The organism is Sphingomonas psychrolutea (genome assembly GCF_014636175.1).
Taxonomy (GTDB): Bacteria; Pseudomonadota; Alphaproteobacteria; order Sphingomonadales; family Sphingomonadaceae; genus Sphingomonas; species Sphingomonas psychrolutea.
Map to the genome: position 1 here is coordinate 179,239 of NZ_BMDW01000001.1, position 22,404 is coordinate 201,642.

General features: G+C 64.2%; 20 protein-coding genes. 9 read left to right on the top strand and 11 right to left on the bottom strand.

Features of this window, described 5'->3' with window-relative positions:
• Positions 1-29 precede the first annotated feature (29 nt).
• The 5 genes from IEV62_RS00890 (at position 30) to IEV62_RS00910 (ending at position 3,713) form a co-directional block, all read left to right on the top strand.
• On the top strand, positions 30-1,067 hold the full coding sequence (locus tag IEV62_RS00890) for a COX15/CtaA family protein (RefSeq protein WP_188444882.1): 1,038 nt from the start codon (positions 30-32) through the stop codon (positions 1,065-1,067).
• Entirely contained in the window at positions 1,064-1,909 is an 846-nt protein-coding gene (locus tag IEV62_RS00895) for a hypothetical protein (RefSeq protein ID WP_188444883.1), read from the top strand. The genes IEV62_RS00890 and IEV62_RS00895 overlap by 4 nt, the downstream gene beginning before the upstream one ends.
• 137 nt (positions 1,910-2,046) lie before the next feature.
• Positions 2,047-2,526, top strand: a complete 480-nt coding sequence (gene rplM, locus IEV62_RS00900; protein ID WP_188444884.1) for a 50S ribosomal protein L13 — start codon at positions 2,047-2,049, stop codon at positions 2,524-2,526.
• Positions 2,526-3,080 (top strand): 30S ribosomal protein S9, encoded by a 555-nt coding sequence (rpsI, locus tag IEV62_RS00905; RefSeq protein WP_188444885.1) that lies wholly within the window; start codon positions 2,526-2,528, stop codon positions 3,078-3,080. Before rplM ends, rpsI begins: the two co-directional genes overlap by 1 nt.
• Before the next feature lie 174 nt (positions 3,081-3,254).
• Positions 3,255-3,713, top strand: a complete 459-nt coding sequence (locus IEV62_RS00910) for a hypothetical protein (protein WP_188444886.1) — start codon at positions 3,255-3,257, stop codon at positions 3,711-3,713.
• Between the two features lie 17 nt (positions 3,714-3,730).
• Here the strand turns inward: IEV62_RS00910 and IEV62_RS00915 are convergent, their stop codons facing one another.
• From IEV62_RS00915 to IEV62_RS00945, 7 genes are all read right to left on the bottom strand, one after another.
• Entirely contained in the window at positions 3,731-4,537 is an 807-nt protein-coding gene (locus tag IEV62_RS00915; RefSeq protein ID WP_445009361.1) for an EAL domain-containing protein, read from the bottom strand.
• A 63-nt stretch (positions 4,538-4,600) separates the two neighbouring features.
• Entirely contained in the window at positions 4,601-5,866 is a 1,266-nt protein-coding gene (locus IEV62_RS00920) for a dipeptidase (protein ID WP_188444887.1), read from the bottom strand.
• A 94-nt stretch (positions 5,867-5,960) separates the two neighbouring features.
• On the bottom strand, positions 5,961-6,728 hold the full coding sequence (locus tag IEV62_RS00925; RefSeq protein ID WP_188444888.1) for a metallophosphoesterase family protein: 768 nt from the start codon (positions 6,726-6,728) through the stop codon (positions 5,961-5,963).
• On the bottom strand, positions 6,725-7,555 hold the full coding sequence (locus tag IEV62_RS00930; protein WP_188444889.1) for a diacylglycerol/lipid kinase family protein: 831 nt from the start codon (positions 7,553-7,555) through the stop codon (positions 6,725-6,727). Before IEV62_RS00930 ends, IEV62_RS00925 begins: the two co-directional genes overlap by 4 nt.
• A 55-nt stretch (positions 7,556-7,610) precedes the next feature.
• Complete coding sequence (locus tag IEV62_RS00935) at positions 7,611-9,230, bottom strand: DHA2 family efflux MFS transporter permease subunit (RefSeq protein WP_188444890.1); 1,620 nt, start codon at positions 9,228-9,230, stop codon at positions 7,611-7,613.
• Entirely contained in the window at positions 9,217-10,320 is a 1,104-nt protein-coding gene (locus IEV62_RS00940) for an HlyD family secretion protein (RefSeq protein ID WP_188444891.1), read from the bottom strand. The genes IEV62_RS00935 and IEV62_RS00940 overlap by 14 nt, the downstream gene beginning before the upstream one ends.
• A complete protein-coding gene (locus tag IEV62_RS00945) occupies positions 10,313-10,759 on the bottom strand; it encodes a MarR family winged helix-turn-helix transcriptional regulator (protein WP_229732741.1) in 447 nt (148 codons plus the stop codon). The genes IEV62_RS00940 and IEV62_RS00945 overlap by 8 nt, the downstream gene beginning before the upstream one ends.
• A 122-nt stretch (positions 10,760-10,881) precedes the next feature.
• On the opposite strand from IEV62_RS00945, the gene IEV62_RS00950 reads away from it, so the two are divergent.
• Positions 10,882-12,843, top strand: a complete 1,962-nt coding sequence (locus tag IEV62_RS00950) for an OPT family oligopeptide transporter (RefSeq protein WP_188444893.1) — start codon at positions 10,882-10,884, stop codon at positions 12,841-12,843.
• Here the strand turns inward: IEV62_RS00950 and IEV62_RS00955 are convergent.
• The 4 genes from IEV62_RS00955 to queF form a co-directional block, all read right to left on the bottom strand.
• Positions 12,790-14,178: a hypothetical protein gene (locus IEV62_RS00955; protein WP_188444894.1), complete on the bottom strand. Its 1,389-nt coding sequence runs from the start codon at positions 14,176-14,178 to the stop codon at positions 12,790-12,792. The genes IEV62_RS00950 and IEV62_RS00955 overlap by 54 nt on opposite strands.
• A gap of 133 nt (positions 14,179-14,311) precedes the next feature.
• Entirely contained in the window at positions 14,312-15,592 is a 1,281-nt protein-coding gene (locus IEV62_RS00960; protein WP_188444895.1) for a glycoside hydrolase family 130 protein, read from the bottom strand.
• Positions 15,593-15,634: 42 nt separating this feature from the next.
• On the bottom strand, positions 15,635-17,908 hold the full coding sequence (locus IEV62_RS00965) for a glycosyltransferase family 4 protein (protein WP_188444896.1): 2,274 nt from the start codon (positions 17,906-17,908) through the stop codon (positions 15,635-15,637).
• Positions 17,909-18,062: 154 nt separating this feature from the next.
• On the bottom strand, positions 18,063-18,509 hold the full coding sequence (queF, locus tag IEV62_RS00970) for a preQ(1) synthase (protein ID WP_188444897.1): 447 nt from the start codon (positions 18,507-18,509) through the stop codon (positions 18,063-18,065).
• Between the two features lie 29 nt (positions 18,510-18,538).
• Here queF and IEV62_RS00975 point away from each other — a divergent pair, with 29 nt between their 5' ends.
• The 3 genes from IEV62_RS00975 (at position 18,539) to metC (ending at position 22,263) form a co-directional block, all read left to right on the top strand.
• Entirely contained in the window at positions 18,539-20,083 is a 1,545-nt protein-coding gene (locus IEV62_RS00975) for a cryptochrome/photolyase family protein (RefSeq protein WP_188444898.1), read from the top strand.
• Positions 20,084-20,110: 27 nt separating this feature from the next.
• The gene (gene sseA, locus IEV62_RS00980; protein WP_188444899.1) at positions 20,111-20,947 is read left to right on the top strand and encodes a 3-mercaptopyruvate sulfurtransferase; all 837 of its coding nucleotides are present in this window, start codon (positions 20,111-20,113) and stop codon (positions 20,945-20,947) included.
• 119 nt (positions 20,948-21,066) lie between these two features.
• Positions 21,067-22,263, top strand: coding sequence for a cystathionine beta-lyase (gene metC, locus IEV62_RS00985; RefSeq protein ID WP_188444900.1), 1,197 nt, complete (start codon positions 21,067-21,069; stop codon positions 22,261-22,263).
• Positions 22,264-22,404: the final 141 nt, after the last annotated feature.

The following is a 22,404-nucleotide window of genomic DNA, read 5'->3' on the forward strand; positions in this document are numbered from 1 at the left end:
CGGGCCTTACGGGGGCGTAAGGCAGCGTCATGCTCCAAGCATCCACGCTTCCCACCCGCCTTCGTCCGCGCACGCTGTCGAACTGGCTCTTTATCGTCGCCGCGCTGGTCGTCGCGATGGTCGTCATCGGCGGCATCACGCGGCTGACCGAATCGGGACTTTCGATCACGCAGTGGAAACCGATCAGCGGGATTATCCCGCCGCTCACCGGTGCGCAGTGGCAAGCCGAGTTTGATAATTACAAGAAAATCCCGGAATATCAGCAGCTCAACCGCGGCATGACGATGGCCGGGTTCCAGGCGATCTTCTTCTGGGAATATATCCACCGCTTGCTCGGGCGCGTCGTTGGAGCGGCCTATCTGCTGCCGTTGCTCGCCTTTTGGGCGGCGGGGCGGATTCCGCGCGGCTATGCCCCGCGGCTGTTCGCGCTCGTCGCCTTGGTATGTTTCCAGGGCGCGATCGGCTGGTGGATGGTGTCGTCGGGTCTCGCCAAGCGCACCGATGTCAGCCACGTCCGCCTCGCCGTCCACCTTGTCACCGCGCTCACCCTGCTCGCCGGCACGGTGTGGACCGCGCTCGATTTGCGCGATCTTGCGGCCAACCGGCTCGCCAACCCGGCGCGGCTGCGTGCTTTTGCGGGCGCGGCGCTACTCCTGCTCTTCGCGCAGATCATGTTCGGCGCGTTCACCGCCGGGCTCGATGCGGGCTATGCCTTTTCGAGCTGGCCGCTGATGGGCGACGAAATCTTCCCGGCCGCGACACCGCTAACCGATCCGCTATGGCGCAATGCGGTCGATAATCCGGTGGCGGTGCAATTCATCCATCGCTGGCTCGCCTTCGTCGCGGCGGCGGGGATCGTCTGGCTGGGGACCAAGGCGATCCGGGCCGGAGCGCCGCGCATCGGCTGGGCCGTTATCGCGCTGGTTGGCTTCCAGATCATCCTCGGCATCGCGACCTTGCTGAGCGGTGTCGAGATCGTCATCGCGGTCGCACATCAGGCCAATGCCGCGCTGACGCTGATCGCGGCGACCGCAGCGGCGCATGCGGTGAGCCGCCGCACCGCGTGATTCGCGCCGGGTTCGGTCTGTCGGTCCTGCTATGGTCGAGCGCAGCGGCGGCGGAATTTCGCCCGGTCGAGGATCGCCCCTACCGTTACGACACCATCGAAACCCGTACCGCGGACGGCGTCGCGCGGCGCTTCCAGGCCAGCCGCACTGTCGTGTTCCACAAGACCGACACCGGGTATGCCGTAACGGTGACGCTCGACACGATCGATGACCAGGCCGGTGACGAGGTCGGGGCGATGTTCCGCGCGGCGACGGGCGCCTTGCTCGACCGCCCGATCCGCTATCAGGTCGATGCCAGCGGCGCGATCGTTGACGTCGCCGATGCCGATAGCGCGATCGCGCTGATCGCCGACGCGATCGATCGGATCAGCGCCCGGCGCGTACGCAGCGGCGATGCGCGCGTCCTCACCAGCCCGCTGCGCACGCTGCCCCCAGAGCGCAAGGCCGCGATGCTGCGCTCGATCCTGACCCCTGTCATCGCCAGTCCCACAGCCGATCGCACGCCGGGCCAGCGCCCGGTCTCCGTGCCCAGCCGGCCGCCGCTCGCGCCCGGTACCGCGCTTAGCGGAATCGAGACCACACGCAGCGCAGGCGGGATCATCACGATCGAGGTCAAGGCGTCCGGCGGCGTCGATGCCCGCGCCACGCCCGAAACGCATGGCCACGACGTCGCAACACCAGCGCATCTGCCCACCGCCACGATCAGCACGACCCGTCATATCGATGCCGCAACCGGGCTGCTGCGCGATGCGCGCGACATCGCCGAGACACGATTGAGCGACGGCGCGACGATCCACGCCACGCAGATCGAGACCATCCTGACGCTGCAACTCCGCCCATAAAGGTCGGCGGTACCAGGTTACCCGTCACGAAACCCGCCAATTGCTTGACTTCCACGCGGCCTCGCAGCAATAGGCCGCCATTGGTGCCGTCCTTCGGGGCGGCACCTGTCGTTTTAGCATAGAAGGTCACAAGCCCCATGAAGGCGCTGATGAAGACCACGAAGCCGGCGCTGCCGGCTGAAGTGGTAAAGAAGTGGATCATCGTCGATGCCGACGGTCTGGTCGTCGGCCGTATGGCGTCGATCATCGCGAACATCCTGCGCGGCAAGCACAAGCCGAGCTTCACCCCGCACGTCGATTGCGGTGACAATGTCATCGTGATCAACGCCGACAAGGTGCGGTTCACGGGCAACAAGCTCAAGGACAAGATCTATTATCGCCACACCGGCTATGCCGGGGGCATCAAGGGCGTCGCAGCCGGCAAGATCCTCGAGGGTCGTTTCCCCGAGCGGATCATCGAAAAGGCGATCGAGCGGATGATTCCGCGCGGTCCGCTGGGTCGCGCGCAAATGCGCAACCTGCGCGTCTTCGCCGGCACCGAGCACCCGCACGAGGCCCAGAACCCCGAAGTCCTCGACATCGGAGCCATGAACCGCAAGAATAAGGTGGGCGCATAATGTCCGACAACCGCCAGTCGCTGGCCGATCTCGCCGGCCTGACCAACACCCCCGCGCCGGTCACGCAGGCCGCAACTGACACCGTGCCGACCGAAGTCAGCGCGCCGGTCAACAACTCCGGCCCCGTGCCCGAGCCGATGCCGCTGCGCGAACAGATCCTCGACAAGTTCGGCCGCGCTTACGCGACCGGCCGTCGTAAGGACGCCGTCGCACGCGTCTGGATCAAGCCCGGCACGGGCAAGATCATGATCAACGGCCGCGACCAGGAAGTGTATTTCGCGCGTCCGACGCTGCGTCTCGTCATCAACCAGGTGTTCGGCGTGACCGAGCGCGAAGGCCAGTATGACGTCAATTGCACCGTCAAGGGCGGCGGGCTTTCCGGCCAGGCCGGCGCCGTGAAGCATGGCATCAGCCAGGCGATCACCAAGTTCGAACCGATCCTGCGTGCGCCGGTCAAGGCAGCAGGCTTCCTGACCCGCGACAGCCGCACGGTCGAGCGCAAGAAGTACGGCCGCGCGAAGGCACGCCGCAGCTTCCAGTTCTCGAAGCGTTAAGACTCGTAGCGTCGGCCGACGGGCGGCACAGCCGTCCCGTCTAACGTCATGGATTTACTCCGTGACGGCGCGATGCAGAAATATTGAAAGGGCGGTCCGGAAACGGGCCGCCCTTTTCGTATCCCCCCCCCCGCCAGGGATGACGCAGCGCCAGCGTAACGATACACTCTGCCAATGCCCGCCCCCGACCTCATAACCGCCAAAATCGTCGCCTTTCTCGACGGCATCGGCATTCCCGTGGTCCTGACGCCGCTACCAGAGGATACGCTCCTCCCCGCCATGACGGTGACGCGCGGCACCTTGCTGGTCGACCCCGCGCGGCTGACCTATCCCGGCGACCTGTTGCACGAAGCCGGCCATATCGCCGTAACCGATCCGGCGGTGCGCGATACGCTCGAAACGGTCGCCGACAATCAGAGCGAGGAGCTTGCCGCGATCTGCTGGTCTTACGCCGCCGCCCGGGCGATCGGGCTCGATCCGGCGATTGTGTTCCACGGCGATGGCTATCGCGGCAACGGGCCGTCGCTGGCAATGAGCTTTCAAATGGGGGTTTATCTCGGGGTGCATTTGCTCGTCGGTTACGGCCTGACGAGCAACGCCGCTTATCCGGCGATGACACGCTGGCTGCGCTGAACGGTACCGACTAACGCTTATCCGGTGAGCGATTGCTGTCCGAACTGCACCGCGAAGTGCACTTCCGGCAGATGTTCGAACCCAGGTTTCGCGAAATAGAAACCCTGGATGTAGCGTACGCCGATCTCGCGCAGCGCCTTCAACTCGCCCGCCGTCTCGATCCCCTCGGCGATGACCTTGACGCCGAGCGCGTCGCACATTCTGACCACACCGCCGACGATCATCCGCTGCGGCATACTGGTATCGAGACCCCGGATCAGATCCATATCGAGCTTGATCAGGTCGGTCTGAAACCGTGCGAGCAAGTTCAGCCCGGCATAGCCTGCGCCGAAATCGTCGATCGCGGTACCGAAACCCATTTGCTGATACGTGGCGATGATCTTGGAAACATGCTGAGGGTCGGCCATCTCCTCATTCTCGGTGAATTCGAAGATCAACCGGTCGCTCGGGAAAGCATTTGCCCGCGCGGTCTTGAGCGTCAATTGGATACAGGCGGCGGCGGAATAGACCGCATTGGGCAGGAAATTGATCGACAGGCGCGCCGGGGTGGCGAGGATGCCAGCCCGAGTCGCGGCTTCGATCGCCTTGACCCGGCATTGCTGGTCAAAGCCGTAGCGATTGGCATCGCTCACCTGGCTCAGGATGCTGGACGCCGATTCGCCGCCCATGCCACGCACCAGCGCTTCATACGCAAACACACATTCCTGCTCGATATCGACGATCGGCTGGAACGCCATCGAGAAGGGCAAGTCGAATGTCGCGCCATCGCGGCATCCCTTGCAACCGGCTGCCACGGCGGACGGGGGTGTGAGACGTTCGTGCATCCCGCGACAATGGCGCGTTACCCGTTAAGATTTAACGATAATCGCAAATGTAAAAGCGATGTGTCAGCGGGCGTCGATCGCAGCCACGGTCCCGGTCGCCATCGGTTCACGCCGCAGCGCCAGCGCGGCGCGTTCCGCCCCCTCCATCGCGCGCAGCACGTTGCCGCCCGCAAGCTTGGCAAGATCGCCGTCGCTCCACCCGCGCCGCGCGAGTTCCGCGAGCAACGCGGGATAGGTATCGACTCCGTCCAGCCCTTGCGGCAGATCAGGCACGCCATCCATGTCGCCGCCCAGGCCGACATAATCGACGCCCGCCACCTTCGCGATATGGTCGATATGGTCGGCGACTTTCGCGAGCGTCACAATCGGCCGGGGGTGCGCCTGTTCCCACGCGGCAAGCGCCGCCTTGGCCTTGTCGGGCTGGCCGATATACAGCCCGCCGAATGGCGGCGCGTTGTAGCTGGCGATTTCGCCATTGCGCGCCGCCTCCCACACCCGCCGCTCTTCCGAGATGTAGCTCGGCGCGAAATTGACCATGATGACGCCGCCATTCGCCGCGAGCAGTTTGAGCACCGCGTCCGATACATTGCGTGGATGATCGTCGAGCGCGCGCGCCGAGGAATGCGAGAAAATCACCGGTGCCGTGGTGACGCGCAACGCATCACGCATCGTCGCTTCGCTGACATGGCTGAGATCGACCAGCATGCCGAGCCGGTTGAGCTCGTGCACCACCGCCTCACCGAACTTGGTCAAGCCATCGTGCTGCGGGTCGTCGGTCGCCGAATCGGCCCAGGCGATCGTCCGGGAATGGGTCAGCGTCAGGTACGACGCGCCAAGCCGCCGATAGGCGCGTAGCACCGAAAATTTGCCGTCGATCTGCCCGCCGCCCTCGACCCCGAGCAGCGACGCGATCCGCCCTGCCGCGTGGATGCGACGGACGTCGGCAGCGGTGACAGCCGGTTCGAACACCGTGGGATAGCGCGCAAAGATTTGCTGCATCAGCCCGATCTGGTCGAGCGTCGCCTCGACCTGTTCGGGGCCGGGCAAGCTTGCCGGCACATAGACCGACCAGAATTGCCCGCCGACCTGCCCCTTGCGCAGCCGCACAATGTCGGTGTCGAACTTGGCCGGATCGAGCCGGTTTAGGTCGATCGTCCAGCGCGCATCGCCCGCGACGCCGACCAAAGTCTCGCCCCAGTCATTATGCCCATCGATCAGCGGTGTCGCCTTAAGCACGCGCGCGACGCGGGCATCGACGTCGGACGGCGCGGCGTAAGCGGGAAGCGCTGCAAGCAGCGCAAGCGGAGCGAACAGGAGGGCTGGTTTCATTGCGCCAGCATATCGATGCGGCGGGGTGCGGCAAGGCGTGTTCTGAGCGCCAGTCCCCTTCCGGCCTTCGCCGGGGAAGCAAAAGGAAAAACTTCTACTCCGCCCGCTCGCGCACCAGCACTTCGTCCGGCGCGCTATCCATCGCCCGCACCACGACATCGAATTGCGCGCCATCCACCCGAATCTCATTGAACGACGGCGGGGTCGTGCGGGTGCGTTCGGACAGCGTCCCCGCGCCGATCATCCGGATCGTCTGCCCGTCGATAACGTGGGTGATGTCGAACGGATCATGGACATGCCCGGTCAGCACCGCATGTGCCCCCGCCTCGGCCAAGGCGGCCAGCGCATCGGCACCGCGATGCGTCCGAGCCGATGCCGACGTCGCGCCCTCGATCAGCGGGTGGTGGCACGCGATGAACACGAGCTTGCCCTTGGGCACCTCCGCGAGCAACGCCAGCGCCCGCGCGAGCGCGCCCTTGCTCACCTTGCCCTTCGACCAATTCCACCGCCACTGCGCCCGCGCGGTCGTCACCAGCGGCACGATCGCAACGCCGGGCAAATCGAGCGGCACTTCCACAAGGCGCTTGATCGCGCCCATCCGTTGATAGGGGCGGAAGAAACGATCGATCGGATTGAAATAGGGCAGATCGTGATTGCCGACCTCGACCGTTACCGGCACGCCAAGGCGTTGCAGCCAGCCGAGCCCGGCCGCGAATTCCCGCCGCCGTGCGCGCATCGTCAAGTCGCCGGTCATGATCACCGCATCGGGCTGCTCCGCCTTCACCACGGCTTCGAACCACGCGATCGCCGTGGGATCCTCACGCCCGAAATGCACATCGCTGACATGGAACAGACGCATCAAGCCTCCGGGAGCGTCGTGACGAACCGGTCACGCGTCATGCTTACACGCACCACACTGCGCGGTTCCAGCATGATCGGCTCGCCGTCGACCAACGCGAGCGCGGGCTTATCGCCGCGCGTGCGGAATTCGCGCGTATGGCACTGCGTCACCTCGGAGGCCGCAACCCAATCCCCGGTCAGCCATTCCCAGCCCAGCCTGGTCAGGGCGCGAAAATCGCGTGCATCGATCGCCGCGACATCGAGATGCCCGGCCTTGGCGCGAACCAGCACCGCCTGCGCACCGTGCTTGAGCCCCGGCACCCCATCGAGCCGGATGCCGCGCCCGAACGTCCGCCGCCACGCATGCCGCAGTGCGCGCCCCAGCCCGCGCAACCGTCCGGCCCGGACCAGTTCGCGCGCGCGCACCCAATTCGCCGCCGGCCCGAGGATCAGCCCGACCAACGCGCGCTGTCCGGCCACTTCGACGCACGGCAGCGCGACCGTGCGCTCCTGTGTCACCGCCGCCGCAATGATCGCCGCCGGGTCCGCCGGGCCGTGGAGCAGCTTGGCGAGCATATTCATCGTGCCACCGGGCAAGATCAGGATCGCGCCGTTCCACTCGGCCAGCGCCGCCACCGCCGCATTGATCGTGCCATCGCCAGCATACAGCACCGCGGTATCCACCCCCGCCGCATCGAGCGATTCGGGGGTCGGCAGCGCGTCATCCGGGAACGCCGTCCGCCCAACGAGCGTCAGGTCGCTTTCGACGAACAATGCGGCGAGCGCATCGGCCTTGGCCGGGGTCGCCGTGCCGGATTTCGGATTGGTGATGAACCAGAGTTTCTGCATGGCGTCGCCAACGCACGACTCCGCCAAAGGTGACGGCTGCGCAACGGAAAAAGCGCTAATCGACCGCGACGTGGATCGGTTCGTCGCCGGGCTTCGGTGGCGCAGGTCGCTGGAGCAGCAGCACCAGCGGCACGGCACACAGCGTCAGGATCATCATCAGCTTGAAATCGTCGAGATAGGCGATCATCGCCGCCTGCGCATTGACCATTGCATCGGCGATGGCGAGCACCGCGTCGGTCGATCCGCCGGTGATCGAGCTCGCCACCGGATCGTTCGCGACCAGGCCAGGATCGGGAATGTGCTGCGCCAGTTCCGCATGGCTCGTCTGGATGTTGCGCGCCAGCAACGCCGTCACCACCGAAATGCCAACCGATCCGCCAATATTGCGCGACAAGTTCATCAGGCTCGACGCCTCAGTGCGATAATGCGGTGAAAGCGTGCCGAACGCCATAATATTGAGCGGGATGAAGACGAGGCCAAGCCCGATGCCCTGAATGAATCCAGTAACGACGAAGGGCCGCGCGTCCATTTCGATCGTCCAACCGGTCATGTCATACAGCGACCAAGCCGCGATCAGCAGCCCGCCGCCGACCAAAAACCGCGGATCGACCTGCCGCTTCATCAACTGACCAGCGACGAACATCGAGCCGACAATCCCGATCCCGCGCGGCATCAGCAGGATCCCGGCATCGAGCACGGGATAGCCATAGAGCGTTTGCAACATCGGCGGCAGCAACGCAATCGTCGCGGTCATCAGCACGCCGATGACGAGCATGAAACCGATGCCGGTCAATAAATTGCGATTGAGGAACAGTGCGCGGTCGAACATCGGGTTCTTCGCGGTCAGCAATTGCACCAGAAACAGCCACCCTGCGCCCAAGGCGACCATCCCTTCGGTCCACACTTCCCACGAACTGAACCAGTCCTGCGTCTGGCCGCGATCGAGCATCAGCTGGAACACGCTGATCGCCACCGCCAGCGTCGCGAAGCCGAACAAATCGAACCCGCGCCGTGTGATCTTACGCGACGGCAGCAACGTCCACAGGATCGCGAAGCACACCGCACCGATCGGCACGTTGACGTAAAAGCACCAGCGCCAATCATAATTGTCGGTCAGCCAGCCGCCGATCACCGGCCCCAAAATCGGCCCGACCATGATCCCCATGCCCCAGATCGACATCGCAGCCGCCTGTTTGGAACGCGGGTTGATGTCCATCATCACCGTCTGGCTAAGCGGGTTCATGAACGCCGCCGCAATGCCTTGCAGGATCCGGAACACCACCATTTCGGGCAAATTGGTCGCGAGCCCGCACAGCATCGACGCGATCACGAAGCCGACCACTGCGCCCAGAAACAGGTTACGCGACCCGATCCGGTCAGCGAGCCAGCCGGTCAGCGGAATCGCCACGGCCGACGCCACGATATAGCTGGTCAGCACCCAGGTGATCGTATCGGCAGTCGCGCCGAGCGACGCGGTCATGTCGCGCAAAGCAACGTTGACGATCGTCGAATCGAGGATCTGCATGATCGTCGCGGCCATCACGCCGATCGTCAGCAGCGGGCGGTTTCTGGTGGAGAGCGCGGCGCGCTCCTCGAACGGGACCGCCTCCTCGGTCGATGGCGTGCGGGCGAGCCGGTCGGCCTCCTCGCGGTCGCTCGGGTTAGCAGTGGCCACGCACGTCGACCGTGACATTGGTGCTGAGCCCGGCGATCAGCGGACGCGGACTCGCTGCGTCGATCGCGATTCGCACCGGCACGCGCTGCGTCACCTTGACCCAATTGCCGGTCGCATTCTGCGCCGGAAGCACCGAAAATTCCGACCCGGTACCCGCCCCGATCGATTGGACGTGACCCTTGAGCTTCAGCCCGCCATAAGCTTCGAACGCCATTTCGGCGGGCTGACCCACGCACATTTTGTTAAGGTCGGTCTCCTTGAAATTCGCCTCGACCCACGCCGCATGCGCGGCAACGACGCTGACGGCGGGGAGCCCGGTGATCATCATCTGCCCGACCTGCAATCGGTCCGACTGGCTGATCGTACCCGCGACCGGCGCATAGACTGCGGTCCGCGCCAGATCGAGCGCGGCCTTGTCGCGCTGGACCATGGCCGCCTGCACGGCGGCCGGTGCGCCCGATCCGCCAGTACCGCTGCCGACTTGCACGCGCGCCTTGTTCGCGCTGGCATTCGCGGTTGCGAGCCGCGCGCGGGCCGCCGCCACCTGTTGCGCGGCGGCGTCGAAGCTTGCTCGCGTCGTGAAGCCTTGCTTCATCAACTCGGCCTGCCGCCCATAGGTCGCCTGCGCCAGCGCGATATCGGCCTTGGCGCTCGATATGTCGGCGGCAGCGCTGCCGCTATCGGTGGCGAGCGTGCTAACCTGGACGCGCGCGGTCGCAATCGCCGCCTCGGCCTGCGCCAGTGCGATGCGATACGGCGCGGGGTCGATCCGGAACAGCAATTGCCCAGCCTTGACCGGCTGATTCTCGCGCACCGCGACCTCGACGATCCGCCCGGCCACGTCGGCGGAAACCGAGACCTTATCCTGTTGGAGATAGGCATTGTCGGTCGACACAAAACGCCCGGCGGTCAGCCAGAAATAGCCCGCAATCGCGATCAGCAGCAACGGCACGCTGATCATCAGGACCGGGCAAAGCCACACGCGGCGTTTGGCCGGGGCCTCGGTCATCCCGGTCAGCGGCGGCGCAAGAATGACGGTCTCGGTCTCGGTCGCACTCGCCCGATCGATCCTGGGGTCTGCATCAGCCATTGGCGGCCTCACTGTCTTCATGCGTGTCGGATAGATTGGAATAGATGCGCTCGAGCACCGCGACAGCGACTTCATGGTTGCTTTGCGGAATTCCGGCGAGCGCAGTGCCGAGCAGACCCTCTGAGATTTTCGTCAGATCGTTCAACAACGGATGCGCGCGCTCGGTCAGGAAAATTTGCCAGGCACGGCGATCCTTCGGATCACGGCGACGCTCGACTAGGCCGCCATCTTCGAGCCGATCGATCATCCGGCACAGGCTGATCGGCTCGACCTCGAGCAAATCGGCAAGCCCGCCCTGATTGATCCCCTCGTCGCGCTGCAGGAATTTCAGCACACGCCACTGCGTCCGCGTCACGCCGATCAGCCGTGCGCGCTCATCGAAGCGGCGGCGCATCAGGCGTGAAACATCGCTGATTAGAAAGGCAATCGAGTCGCTCATGACATCCATATAATAAGCATACTTAGGTTTGCCAATGCGTAGCATTGTGCGGCGCAATAAAACACGAGGGCCCGATTGGTTCCGTCCCTTTTCCCGCACCGCGCGCTGTGCCACGATGCGGCATGACCGATCACCGCACCGCGCCCGTTCACCCCATCGCCGAACTGACCGTGCGAGGGGTCCTGCTTGGCGGGATCATCACGCTGCTGTTCACTGCCGCCAACGTCTATCTCGGGCTGAAGGTCGGGCTAACCTTCGCGACCTCGATCCCTGCCGCTGTCATTTCGATGGCGATCCTGCGGATGCTGCCGGGTGCTACGATCCTTGAGAACAACATCGTGCAGACCGTCGCGAGCGCGGCGGGCACGCTCGCCGCGATCATCTTCGTGCTGCCCGGCCTCGTGATGATCGGCTGGTGGCACGGCTTTCCCTATGTGCAGACCGCCGCGATCACGATGACCGGCGGTATTCTCGGCGTGATGTTCTCGGTGCCGTTGCGCCGTGCGCTCGTCGTCGACAGCGATTTGCCCTATCCCGAAGGCGTCGCCGCGGCCGAAGTCTTGCAGATCGGCGCAGGCTCGCGTGCTGGCGAGGCCGAAGCCAAGCAAGGCTTGCTTGTGCTGGTTTGGAACAGCATCGCCTCCGCCGGATTTGCGATCTTCACCCAGACCAAGATCGTCACCGACACCGCCGCCACCACCTTCCGCGTCGGCGCGGGCGCGACCGGCATTTCGGGCAGCCTGTCCTTCGCTCTGCTCGGCGTCGGGCATCTCGTCGGCATTTCGGTTGGCGCAGCAATGGCGCTGGGCGTGGTGATTGGCTGGTTCATCCTCGTGCCGGTGATGACGGCCGCGCATCCAATGCCCGGCGACATCGCCGCGTGGGTCACCACGATCTGGAAGAATGACGTACGCTTCTTCGGTGCCGGGTTGATCGGCGTGTCGGCGATCTGGACATTGCTCAAGATCGCCGGACCCGTCATCGGCGGCGTGCGCTCGGCGCTGGTGGCCAGCGCGGCGCGCGGCCAAGGTGAAACGCTCGCGCTGGAAGAACGCGATATCCCGATCGCCTGGGTCGCGGGCGGATCGCTGCTGACGCTGCTGCCGATCGCCTGGCTGTTATGGGATGTCATTGCAGGCGGCGCGCTCGCTGCCTCGGCGCTCCTGCTGATCGCAGGTGCGCTGGTTTTCATCCTCGTCGCCGGGCTCATGATTGCGGCGGTGTGCGGCTATATGGCCGGGCTGATCGGCGCATCGAATTCGCCGGTGTCGGGCATCGGCATCCTCTCGGTGCTGGGCTCGGCGCTAATGCTCGTCGGCCTGTTCGGACAAAATCCTGGTGCCGACACGACCACCGCGCTGATCGCTTACTCGCTGATCGTCACGGGCATCGTGTTCGGCGTCGCGACGATCTCGAACGACAATCTGCAGGATTTGAAGACCGGCCAGTTGGTCGGCGCGACGCCGTGGAAGCAGCAAGTTGCGCTGCTGATCGGCGTCGTGTTCGGCTCGCTCATTATCCCGCCGGTGCTCAACGTGCTCAACAGCGGGATCGGCTTTGTCGGTGTGCCCGGCGCCGGGCCGAACGCGCTCGCCGCCCCGCAGGCCGGACTAATCTCGGCGCTCGCGAAGGGCGTGCTGTCGGGCAATGCCAACTGGCCGATGCTCGAATATGGCGCGCTCGCAGGCGTGGTGTTGATCGCGCTCGATGAGCTGCTCGGGCGGTTGAAGCTGCTCCGCCTGCCCCCGCTTGGCGTCGCGCTCGGCATCTATCTGCCGATGTCGGTGATCCTGCCGACGGTGCTCGGCTCTGTGATCGGCTGGTTCTACAACCGCTGGGCGCGTACCGCCGCCAACCCCGAAGTTGCCGAACGGATGGGCACGCTCACCGCCACCGGGTTGATCGTCGGCGAAAGCCTGTGGGGCGTGGCGTTCGCGGTGGTCGTCTACGCCACCAACAGCGATGCGCCGCTGGCGTTGATCGGCAAGGGGTATGAGACGGCGAGTCTGGTCGGGGGGACCACGCTCTTTTTACTGATCGCCGCCTGGCTCTATCGCTCGTCCATGCAGCGCGCTGTGCGGTGATGTCGTGGCTGGCACCAAAAGGGCGATCAGGCTCCCATAGCAGAGCACGATCGTCAGCAGCATGTATCGTCCCGGGTCGGCCACCCCGAAAAAGAGCAACATGCCAAAGTTCGCGACCCCAAAAGTAGCCGGAAGCAGGACGTCCAGCCGTATTTCCGTCGCGCGCCGTAGCCAGCACCACAGCAGAAGGCCCAGGCAACCGATCAGCGGGAAAGCTTGCGATTTCGGATATTTGAACAGCACCCGCTCGAGCATCTTCAAAACCTCGGTCGCACCGCTGTCGCGCCACAGCTGGATCGGCCGGTTGGCGCCAAGGCGGTGCATCATCTCTGCGCGTTCAAGCTGCGCTATTGGCTGATTGGCATCGTTCACCGCGCTCCCGCTTAGACCCCAACTCATATGATCCCGCGACATCAGCAACGCCCCGGCATAGGTCAGACGATGCCGTGCGTAGGCAATCGGGTGCAACGCGATCTGCCGAAGCCACTGCCGCGTCAGCGCTGCGTCAAGTCGATCGAACGCGGTCGAATATCCCTTGCATGGCCCCCACGGAGCAAACGGGTCCCACATGTTGGGCAAGAAGCAATCGGCGATCGGCGGAACCGACGCAGTCGGCCATCCGTGCACCTCCGCAAACGCGTTGTGATGAGTTCGGAGCGAGATCGCAGCGAGATCGAAAATAACGAGTTGCTTGTCGGGGTGATGGTCTTGTGCCGCAAACAGCGTGCGATCCACCCAGCGGTTGAGCGGCACGGCGGCCAATCCCAACAGCAGCACGACCAAAAGCGTGGCGCCGTACACTTTGGCCGATCGCGCAAAAAACGGTAGCGCCAGCGCCGTCGCCAAGACGATCGTGAGAAAATTGGGAGCCTTGATCAGCAGAAACAGCAATATGAGCGTCCCGACGATCACGGCTTCAACCGGGTGGAGCGGGCGGTGGATGACGCGGGGAAGAAGGCGGATCAGGAAAAGGATAAGCCCCAGCGCCACGACGTCCTTCCCGATCGCCCCGAATGCGCCGACGAGCGCGACACGCAGCGCGATCTCGGCAGCAATCGGGGTACGCCCGCGCCAAGTCGCCGGCACGCGCGGAAGAAACCCCGCAAACAGGCCGAACAATGCGGACTGCATCAACAGCGCAGCGGACGGCTGGCCGAGAATTGGACCAGCCAAGTTCCACAGCCAGCCTAGTGTCGGGGAGTGCCAATTGCCGAGTTGCGCCGGAGCGGTCGCGGTGATGACGCTATAGAGCGAATCGGCGTTCAGCCGCCCAGGATAGCTGACCCAGAAACACAGGCAGGTGAAGGCAAGGCCGACACGCCAGTCATACTTCACGGGGGGATCTACGCATCGCGCCGCAATCGCGTTTCGGAGCATCGATGCCGTTATCCTTGGCCCCGGCGACATCCGCGCCGTCGCCAATGGCGGTGGGTCGCGCAATGGACGCCCGTTCGGCAACCGGCCTGTCCTAAGCCATCGCCGCCAGCAATGCCGCGATCGGAATGAACGCAAACGCCACCGAACTATCCGCCACCCCATACGGCACGAACAGCGTGTCGCCATGCCGGATCGCGCCGCAGGTATAGACGACATTGGGCACATAGCCCTCGCGGTCCTGGTCCGCCGCCGCGAGGATCGGCTCGCGCGTGCGGCCGATCACCTTCGACGGATCGGTCTTGTCGAGCAGCACCGCGCCGATCGCATATTTGCGCATCGCCCCCACGCCATGCGTCAGCAACAGCCAACCCTCGGGCAGTTCGATCGGCGGGCCGCAATTGCCGATCTGCACCAGCTCCCACGGGAACATCGGGGTCAGCAGCTTCTGCCCCTCGTCCCAGTGCGTCAGCGTGTCCGATTTGAGCAGGAACAGATTTTCGCCATCCTGCCGCCCGATCATCATATACTGCCCGCCGACCTTGCGCGGAAACAGCGCCATGCCCTTGTTGCGCGCGGCCGGGCCAGTCATCGGCACCAGATCGAACGCCCGGAAATCGCGCGTCCGCAATAATTCCGACTGGATCGCCGAACCGTTATACGCGGTATAGGTGCCGAGCCATTCGACCGACCCATCGTCGTGATGGAACTGAACGAGGCGCAAATCCTCCAGTCCCTTGGATTGCGCCGCCGTGATCGGGAAAATCACCGTGCCCGACAGCGTCGAATCGCGGTGGCGGTAGACGGTGATCGGGCCTTCGGGCATCGTTTCCTCGTCGAGGCCGGCGGCATCGGTCGCGGTCGCAAACGGCGGTTCGGGTGCCAGTTTCAATAGGTTACCGTCGGCAATAATCCCTTCGCGGAACGCAACGGAGGAGATATGCCCCTCCCCCACCGCGCGCAGGCTCATCAGGATGCGCTGCGATCCGGCGGGCATCCCCGACTGATCGAAATGCGGCACCGCGCTTGGGTTCATCAACGCGGCGGCGGCATAGCTATATTCGTGGCAGAAATAGGCGCCGATCAGCTGGCGCTTCTCATCGCCAATCTCGGTCCCGTCGAGGCCCAGCATCTGCTCGATCTCATCGTAGCGCGTCATGAAGACGCGCCGCGTCTGCCAATGGCGCGCTTCGAAATCCTTGAGCACCAGCTCGAGTTCGGCGCGCGTCTCGGCCGCATCGAGCGCCATCACTGCGCTCACGATCCGTTCGGTACGATTGCCGCCATTCCCGCTCCAGGCAAGGTGGAACGGCCGCACGACGACCCGGGACGGATCGGCATGGAGTCTCAATGCATGTTCAAACAGCTCGATCACTAGACAGCCTCGCGTAACGCCTTGGCGGCGTCCCGAGCGAGGCTAGGCGACGGCGCTGATCGGTCCTGCCACGCTTTCCGCCCGCTTTGCCAGCCCCGAAATGGCGCAACCGGCCAGTTGCAGCGCCAAAATCGACTCGGCCCCCTGATTTCGGTTCAAACCGCCCGGCATCAAGCCATCAAAACACCCGCCATCGCGCGCAGTCGCCAGCGGCAGATCAAGGTCGTTATGACCAAGGTACCAGCGATACGCGCGGCCGGCTTCCTCAACCCACCGCGAATCCTTGGACGCATCGAACGCCGCGCTGCACGCATCGATCGTCGCTTGCGCTTCGAGCGGTTGCTGGTCGAATTGCAGCGGCTCGGCATAGATGCGCCCGAAGCTGTCGCTGCCGACCGCGCGGAACCGACCCTCAGGCGATGTCTGCTTGCTGACGATCCAGTCGAGTGTCGAAATGCCGCACTTGGTCAAATCATCGCGGCCGAGCGCAACGCCCGCGCGGATCAAGGCCTCGGGCAGCCGCGCATTGTCATACGCCAGCACGATCTCGAACCATTCCCATTCGGGCCGCCGCACCTCTTCGAGCAGCCCACAAAGTTCGTCGCCAAAGCGCGACAAGATCGTGCGCGCCAGCGTATGGCTCGGATACGCTTGGATGATTGCGGCCGCACCCAGCATCGCAAAGGCGTGCGCACGCGGCGAACCGAGCTCAAGCGCGAGCGACGCCGTCATGTCGAACATCGACAGTGCCCAGTCGCGGTGCTTGGCCAATTGCGCATCGCGCGCCGTGACGCCCAATGCCCAAAGTGTACGACCGTTCGAATCCTCCGATCCGAAATCCTCGCACCACGTCCGGTCGAAATTCATGAAATTGCGGAAGCGCCGCGCTTCCGGATTCCACGCATATTGAAGGAACGACGCATAAATCGTCATCCACGAATCGCGCGCGGCCTCATCCATCTCAACGATCTGGCTGACCAGCATCAACGCACGCGCATTGTCGTCGATACAATAGCCGTGGCGTCGATCGGGCACCGAATAGATCGAATGCTGCAACATGCCGGTCGCGTCGCTCATCCGCTCGACGGCAGAAAAGTCGGGCTTGAGCGGGATCGTCGCGACCGTATTTGTGGGCAGGCGCTGCGGCTTGGCCGCGACCATCTGAACAATCTCGCGCATCGCGACTTCGGCCAGACGCGGCCAGATCATCGTGCGGCCGCGGGCATAGGCACGTTCCGACAGCTTGATGCGATTGCGCTCGCTGGCCAGCAGTGCGTTGATCTCGCGCGCAAACGCCGCCGAATCGCCGAAATCAACCAGCACGCCATGCCCGTCGCCCAGAATTTCGGTCGCATGGACATACGGCGTCGACACGACCGCCTTGCCAACCCCGACGGCGTAGCTGAGCGTGCCCGAGGTGATCTGTGCGGGGTTCAGATACGGCGTTGCATAGATATCCGCTGCCTGCAGATAATCGATCAATTCTTCATGTTCGAGAAACGCGTCGATGAAATCCACGTTGGCACTAACGCCCAACTCCGCCGCCAGCGCTTTCAACCCGTCGCGATACTTCTCGCCTTCATGCTTGACGAGGTTCGGGTGCGTCGCCCCGAGCACGGCGTAGAGCACATTCGGGTGTTGCGCGACGATCGCGGGCAGCGCCTCGATCATCACTTCGATTCCCTTGCCCGGCGCAAGCAAGCCAAAGGTGAGCACGACCTTGCGCCCGTCCCAGCCGAACCGGCTTTTGAGCGAATCGGGATCGACGAAATCACGGTCGGGCACACCGTGCGGGATCATCACGATGTTGCGTCCGCTCGCACCGTAAACGCGCTCAATGATTTCACGCCCACGCTCGGCCATCACAATGACGCGCGCGCAGCGGCGCAGCAGGCCCTCCATCACGCGCCGCTCGTCGGCGTTGGGCTTTTCAAGGATGGTGTGGAGCGTCACGATGACGGGGATCGAAACCCGGTCGAGCAAGGCTAGGATATGCTCCCCCGCCGCCCCGCCGAAGATGCCATATTCGTGCTGCAACCAAATCGCCTGCGCACCACTCGCCTCGATCGCACGCGCAGCATCGAAATAGGCCATGCGGTCCTGATCTGGAATGCTCCGCGTCACCTCTGGCGGATACTCATACAGGCCGGGTTGATCGTCCATCGCGTAAACGTCGATCTTCAGATCGGCGTACCGGCCCTTCAACGCAGTGAACGTATCCGTCGTATAAGTTGCGAGGCCGCATTTCCGGGGGAGAAAATTGCCGATCAACGCAATGTGATCGATCGGGGTCACGACATCCGCCAAATGCATCATGTGTGTAATCCTCCGAATGAAATGGACTAGACGCCCTCAGTTACATCCCCACGAACGGCCAAGTTTCAATATGGTTGCAGACATGTTGCATTGCAACACGAGGAATCGCATTGATTTAAGTCAATCTTGTGGCGTCATGATCCGACCTACACGATCACCCGCGACCGCGATAGCCAGGCACGTCCTGCGGCGGCAGCCAGAGCCCATCGGGCGGCGTCGCGGATTGCCAGAAAACGTCGATCGGGATGCCGCCGCGCGGATACCAATATCCGCCGATCCGCAGCCACAGCGGCTGCATCTCGGTAAACAGACGCTCGCCGATCCCCACCGTGCAATCTTCGTGGAAGGCCTGATGGTTGCGGAAGCTCCCCAAGAACAGCTTGAGCGATTTCGATTCGACGATCGTTGCGGCGGGCGCATAATCGATCACCAGATGCGCGAAATCCGGCTGCGCCGTGACCGGGCACAGCGACGTGAATTCCGGCACCGCAAAGCGCACGAGATACGTGCGTCCGGGGCGCGGGTTGGGAACATAATCGAGCACCGCGTCGTCGGGCGATGTCGGAAGCGCGCTGGTCTGGCCGAGATACTTTGGGGTCATCCGGTCAAGATAGGATAGGAGCGCCCGAAATGAAACCAACCGACCTGACCCTCATCCCGATCCTGGGCGACCAGCTCTCGCTGACCATTTCCTCGTTGCATGGTGCCGACCCCGCCACGACCCGCGTGCTGATGCTGGAGCTCGCCGACGAGACGACCTATGTGCGGCACCATAAACAGAAGATCGCCTACATCCTGTCCGCCATGCGCCACCACGCTGCGCTGTTGCGCGACAGCGGCTGGACGGTCGATTACGTCACGCTCGACGACCCGGAGAATAGCGGCAGTTCCACCGGCGAAATCGCGCGCGCGGTCGCCCGGCTAAATCCAGACCGGATCGTCGTCACCGAAGCCGGCGAATGGCGCGTGCAGGCGATGCTTGAGGCGTGGGAAACGCTGTTCGGCATCCCCGTCGAGATCCGCCCCGACGACCGCTTCCTCGCCAGCCATGCCGAATTCGCCGCCTGGGCCGAAGGGCGGAAAGCGCTACGCATGGAATATTTCTACCGCGACATGCGCCGCAAGACCGGGCTGCTGATGGAAGGCGACAAGCCGATCGGCGGGCAATGGAATTTCGACCATGACAATCGCAAGCCCGCCAAGGCCGATTCGGCGATGCCGCGCCCGCTCGCCTTCGCGCCCGATACGGTGACGCAAGACGTGCTCGCGCTCGTCGCCAAGCGCTTCGCCGATCATCCGGGCACGCTCGCTCCCTTCGGTTGGGCCGTGACGCACCACGATGCGCTGCGTCAGCAGACGCACTTCCTCGATCACGCACTGGCGAAGTTCGGCGATTATCAGGACGCGATGCTCACCGGCGAGCCGCATCTGTGGCACTCGATCCTGTCGCCCTATCTCAATGCCGGACTGCTCGATCCGCTCGCCCTGTGCCGCGCCGTCGCCGAGCGCTACGCGGCGGGCAAGGTGCCGCTCAACGCAGCGGAGGGCTTTATCCGCCAGATCATCGGCTGGCGCGAATATGTCCGCGGCATTTATTGGCGCGAGGGGCCGGATTACGTCGACCGCAATTTCCTAGAGGCGCGCCGTCCGCTCCCGGCATTCTATTGGACCGGCGAGACCGATATGCACTGCATGGCCGAGGCGATCGGACAGACCCTCAGCAACGCCCACGCCCACCATATCCAGCGTCTGATGATCACCGGCAATTTCGCACTGCTGATCGGCGCGGACCCGAAGGCGGTGCATCAGTGGTATCTCGAAATCTATATCGACGCCTATGAATGGGTCGAACTCCCCAACACGCTCGGCATGAGCCAGTTCGCCGATGGCGGTCTGCTCGGCTCCAAACCCTATGCGTCGAGCGGCGCTTACATCGATCGCATGTCGGATTATTGCCGATCGTGCCGTTATGACGTGAAGCAACGCATCGGCCCCGACGCCTGCCCGTTCAATGCGCTCTACTGGGATTTTCTCGCGCGCAACGAAGACAAGCTCGGGCGGAACCAACGCCTTGCCATGCCGTATCGCAACTGGGCAAAAATGGACGACGGCGTGAAGCAGGATCTGCGCGCTTCGGCCAATGCGTTTCTCGACACGCTCGACGCGGATGGCTAGGGACACGCAAAACTAAGGAGACGATGTATGGACTCGCTGGTAACGACGGAATGGCTCGCGAACGAACTGGGCGCGAACGACCTCAGGATCGTCGACGCGACCTACATCCTCGACGCATCGCGCGATCCCGTCGCCGAATATGAGGCGGCGCATATCCCCGGCGCGGTGTTCATGGATTTGGCCGAGATCGCCGATACGTCGTCGGACTTGCCCTCGATGCTGCCGCGCCCCGAGAAATTCGCCAGCCGCATGCAGTCGCTCGGCTTGGGCGATGGCAGCCGCATCGTATTGTACGACAATTCGCCGCTGCGCACGGCGGCGCGCGCGTGGTTCATGCTCCGCACCTTCGGCGCGCACGATGTCGCGATCCTCGACGGCGGTTTCGCCAAATGGCAGGCCGAGGGCCGGGAGACGGCAAGCGGCAAGGAACAGCTTCGTCACCGCCACTTCACCGTCTGGGCCGATGACAAGGGCGTGCGCACGCTCGACCAGATGAAGGCGAACATCGACAGCGGCGCGGAGCAAGTGCTCGACGCCCGCTCGGCCGCACGCTTCACCGGCGAGGAGCCCGACCCGCGTCCGGCAACGCATGCCGGCCACATTCCCGGCTCGAAGAACCTGCCGTACGGCGAGCTGTTCAACGAAGACGGCACGTGGAAGACCGGCGATGCGCTGAAGGCCGCGTTCGAAGGCGCTGGCGTCGATCTGGCAAAGCCGCTCGTCACCACGTGCGGCTCGGGCATCACCGCCTCGGCGCTGGCGTTCGGCGCGCATTTGCTCGGCAACGAAGCCGCGGTCTATGACGGCAGCTGGTCGGAATGGGGGGCCGATCGCACCACCCCCAAGGCGACCGGGGCAGCGTAACACCTCCAACCGTCACCCCGGCCCCGTGCCGGGGTCCACCGTGCCGCGCGTCCTGCAAATGATGGTTGCGATCCACGGTGGACCCCGGCACGAGGCCGGGGTGACGGCGGGATATTCCAATGAGTGACGAACCAAAAATCCCGAAGGGCGATTCGACCCGCGTCGTCTCGGCCGGGCGGCGCAAGGAATGGACGCAGGGGATCGTCAACACGCCGGTGTGGCGTGCCTCGACGATCCTCTACGATACCGTTGCGGACCTGCGCACAGCGGGCGGACGCGACACGCACCACCGGCTGTTCTACGGGCGCAAGGGCACACCGACGCAGTGGAGCCTCGCGGATGCGCTGACCGAGCTTGAGCCGGGCGCGGAAGGCACTTTCCTCTATCCCTCGGGCGTGGCGGCGATTGCGGCGGCGTTGCTCTCGGTGCTCGCCCCCGGGGACGATCTGCTGCTGCCCGACAGCGCCTATGATCCGACGCGGTCGATGGCGACCGGCTTGCTCCAGCGCATGGGGATTGCGACGCGCTTCTACGATCCGTTGATCGGCGCGGGCATCGCCGACCTGATCGCCGACAATACCCGCGCAATCCTTATGGAAAGCCCCGGCAGCCTGACCTTCGACGTGCAAGATGTCCCCGCCATCGTCGCGGCCGCCAAGGCGCGTGGCGTGGTGACCTTGCTCGACAACACATGGGCAACGCCGCTGTTCTTCCCTGCGATCGCGCACGGCATCGACTTGTCGATCCTGGCCTGCACCAAATATGTCGTCGGCCATAGCGATGTGATGCTCGGTTCGGTCACCGCCGCGCCGGGGCATTTTGCCAAGTTGCGCGACACCAGCTTCCAACTGGGCCAGGTCGCCAGCCCCGACGATTGCTGGCTCGGCAGTCGCGGTCTGCGCACCATGGCGATCCGCCTCAAACAGCATGAATCGAGCGCGTTGCAGATCGCGCACTGGCTGGCAGGGCAGCCCGAAGTCGCGATCGTGCTCCACCCCGCGCTTGCCACGTGCCCCGGTCACGACCATTTCGTGCGCGACTTCAAGGGATCGTCGGGGCTCTTCTCGTTCGTCCTCAACGGCGGCGGCGAAGCAGCTCGCGCCGCGCTGATCGACGGGCTCGAGCATTTCGGCATCGGCTATAGCTGGGGCGGCTTCGAAAGCCTCGCGCTCCCCGTCGATCCGCAGCGCTACCGCAGCGTCACCCGCCGCGCCGATGCAGGGCCGATCGTCCGGTTGCAGATCGGGCTGGAGGACCCGGCAGATCTGATCGCCGATCTGGCGGCCGCTCTGGCGCGGTTTGCGGCGCTGCGCTGAGGGTTTTTTCATTGCTGAAACATTGCTGGGACCTTTCCTTTACGTTGCCCAACTGTTGCTGAACTGCAACAATCGGACACGAACCGGTGCCAAATCCGGAAAATTGAGTTGTGCAGTGCCGCATGAACCGCCACTCCTACG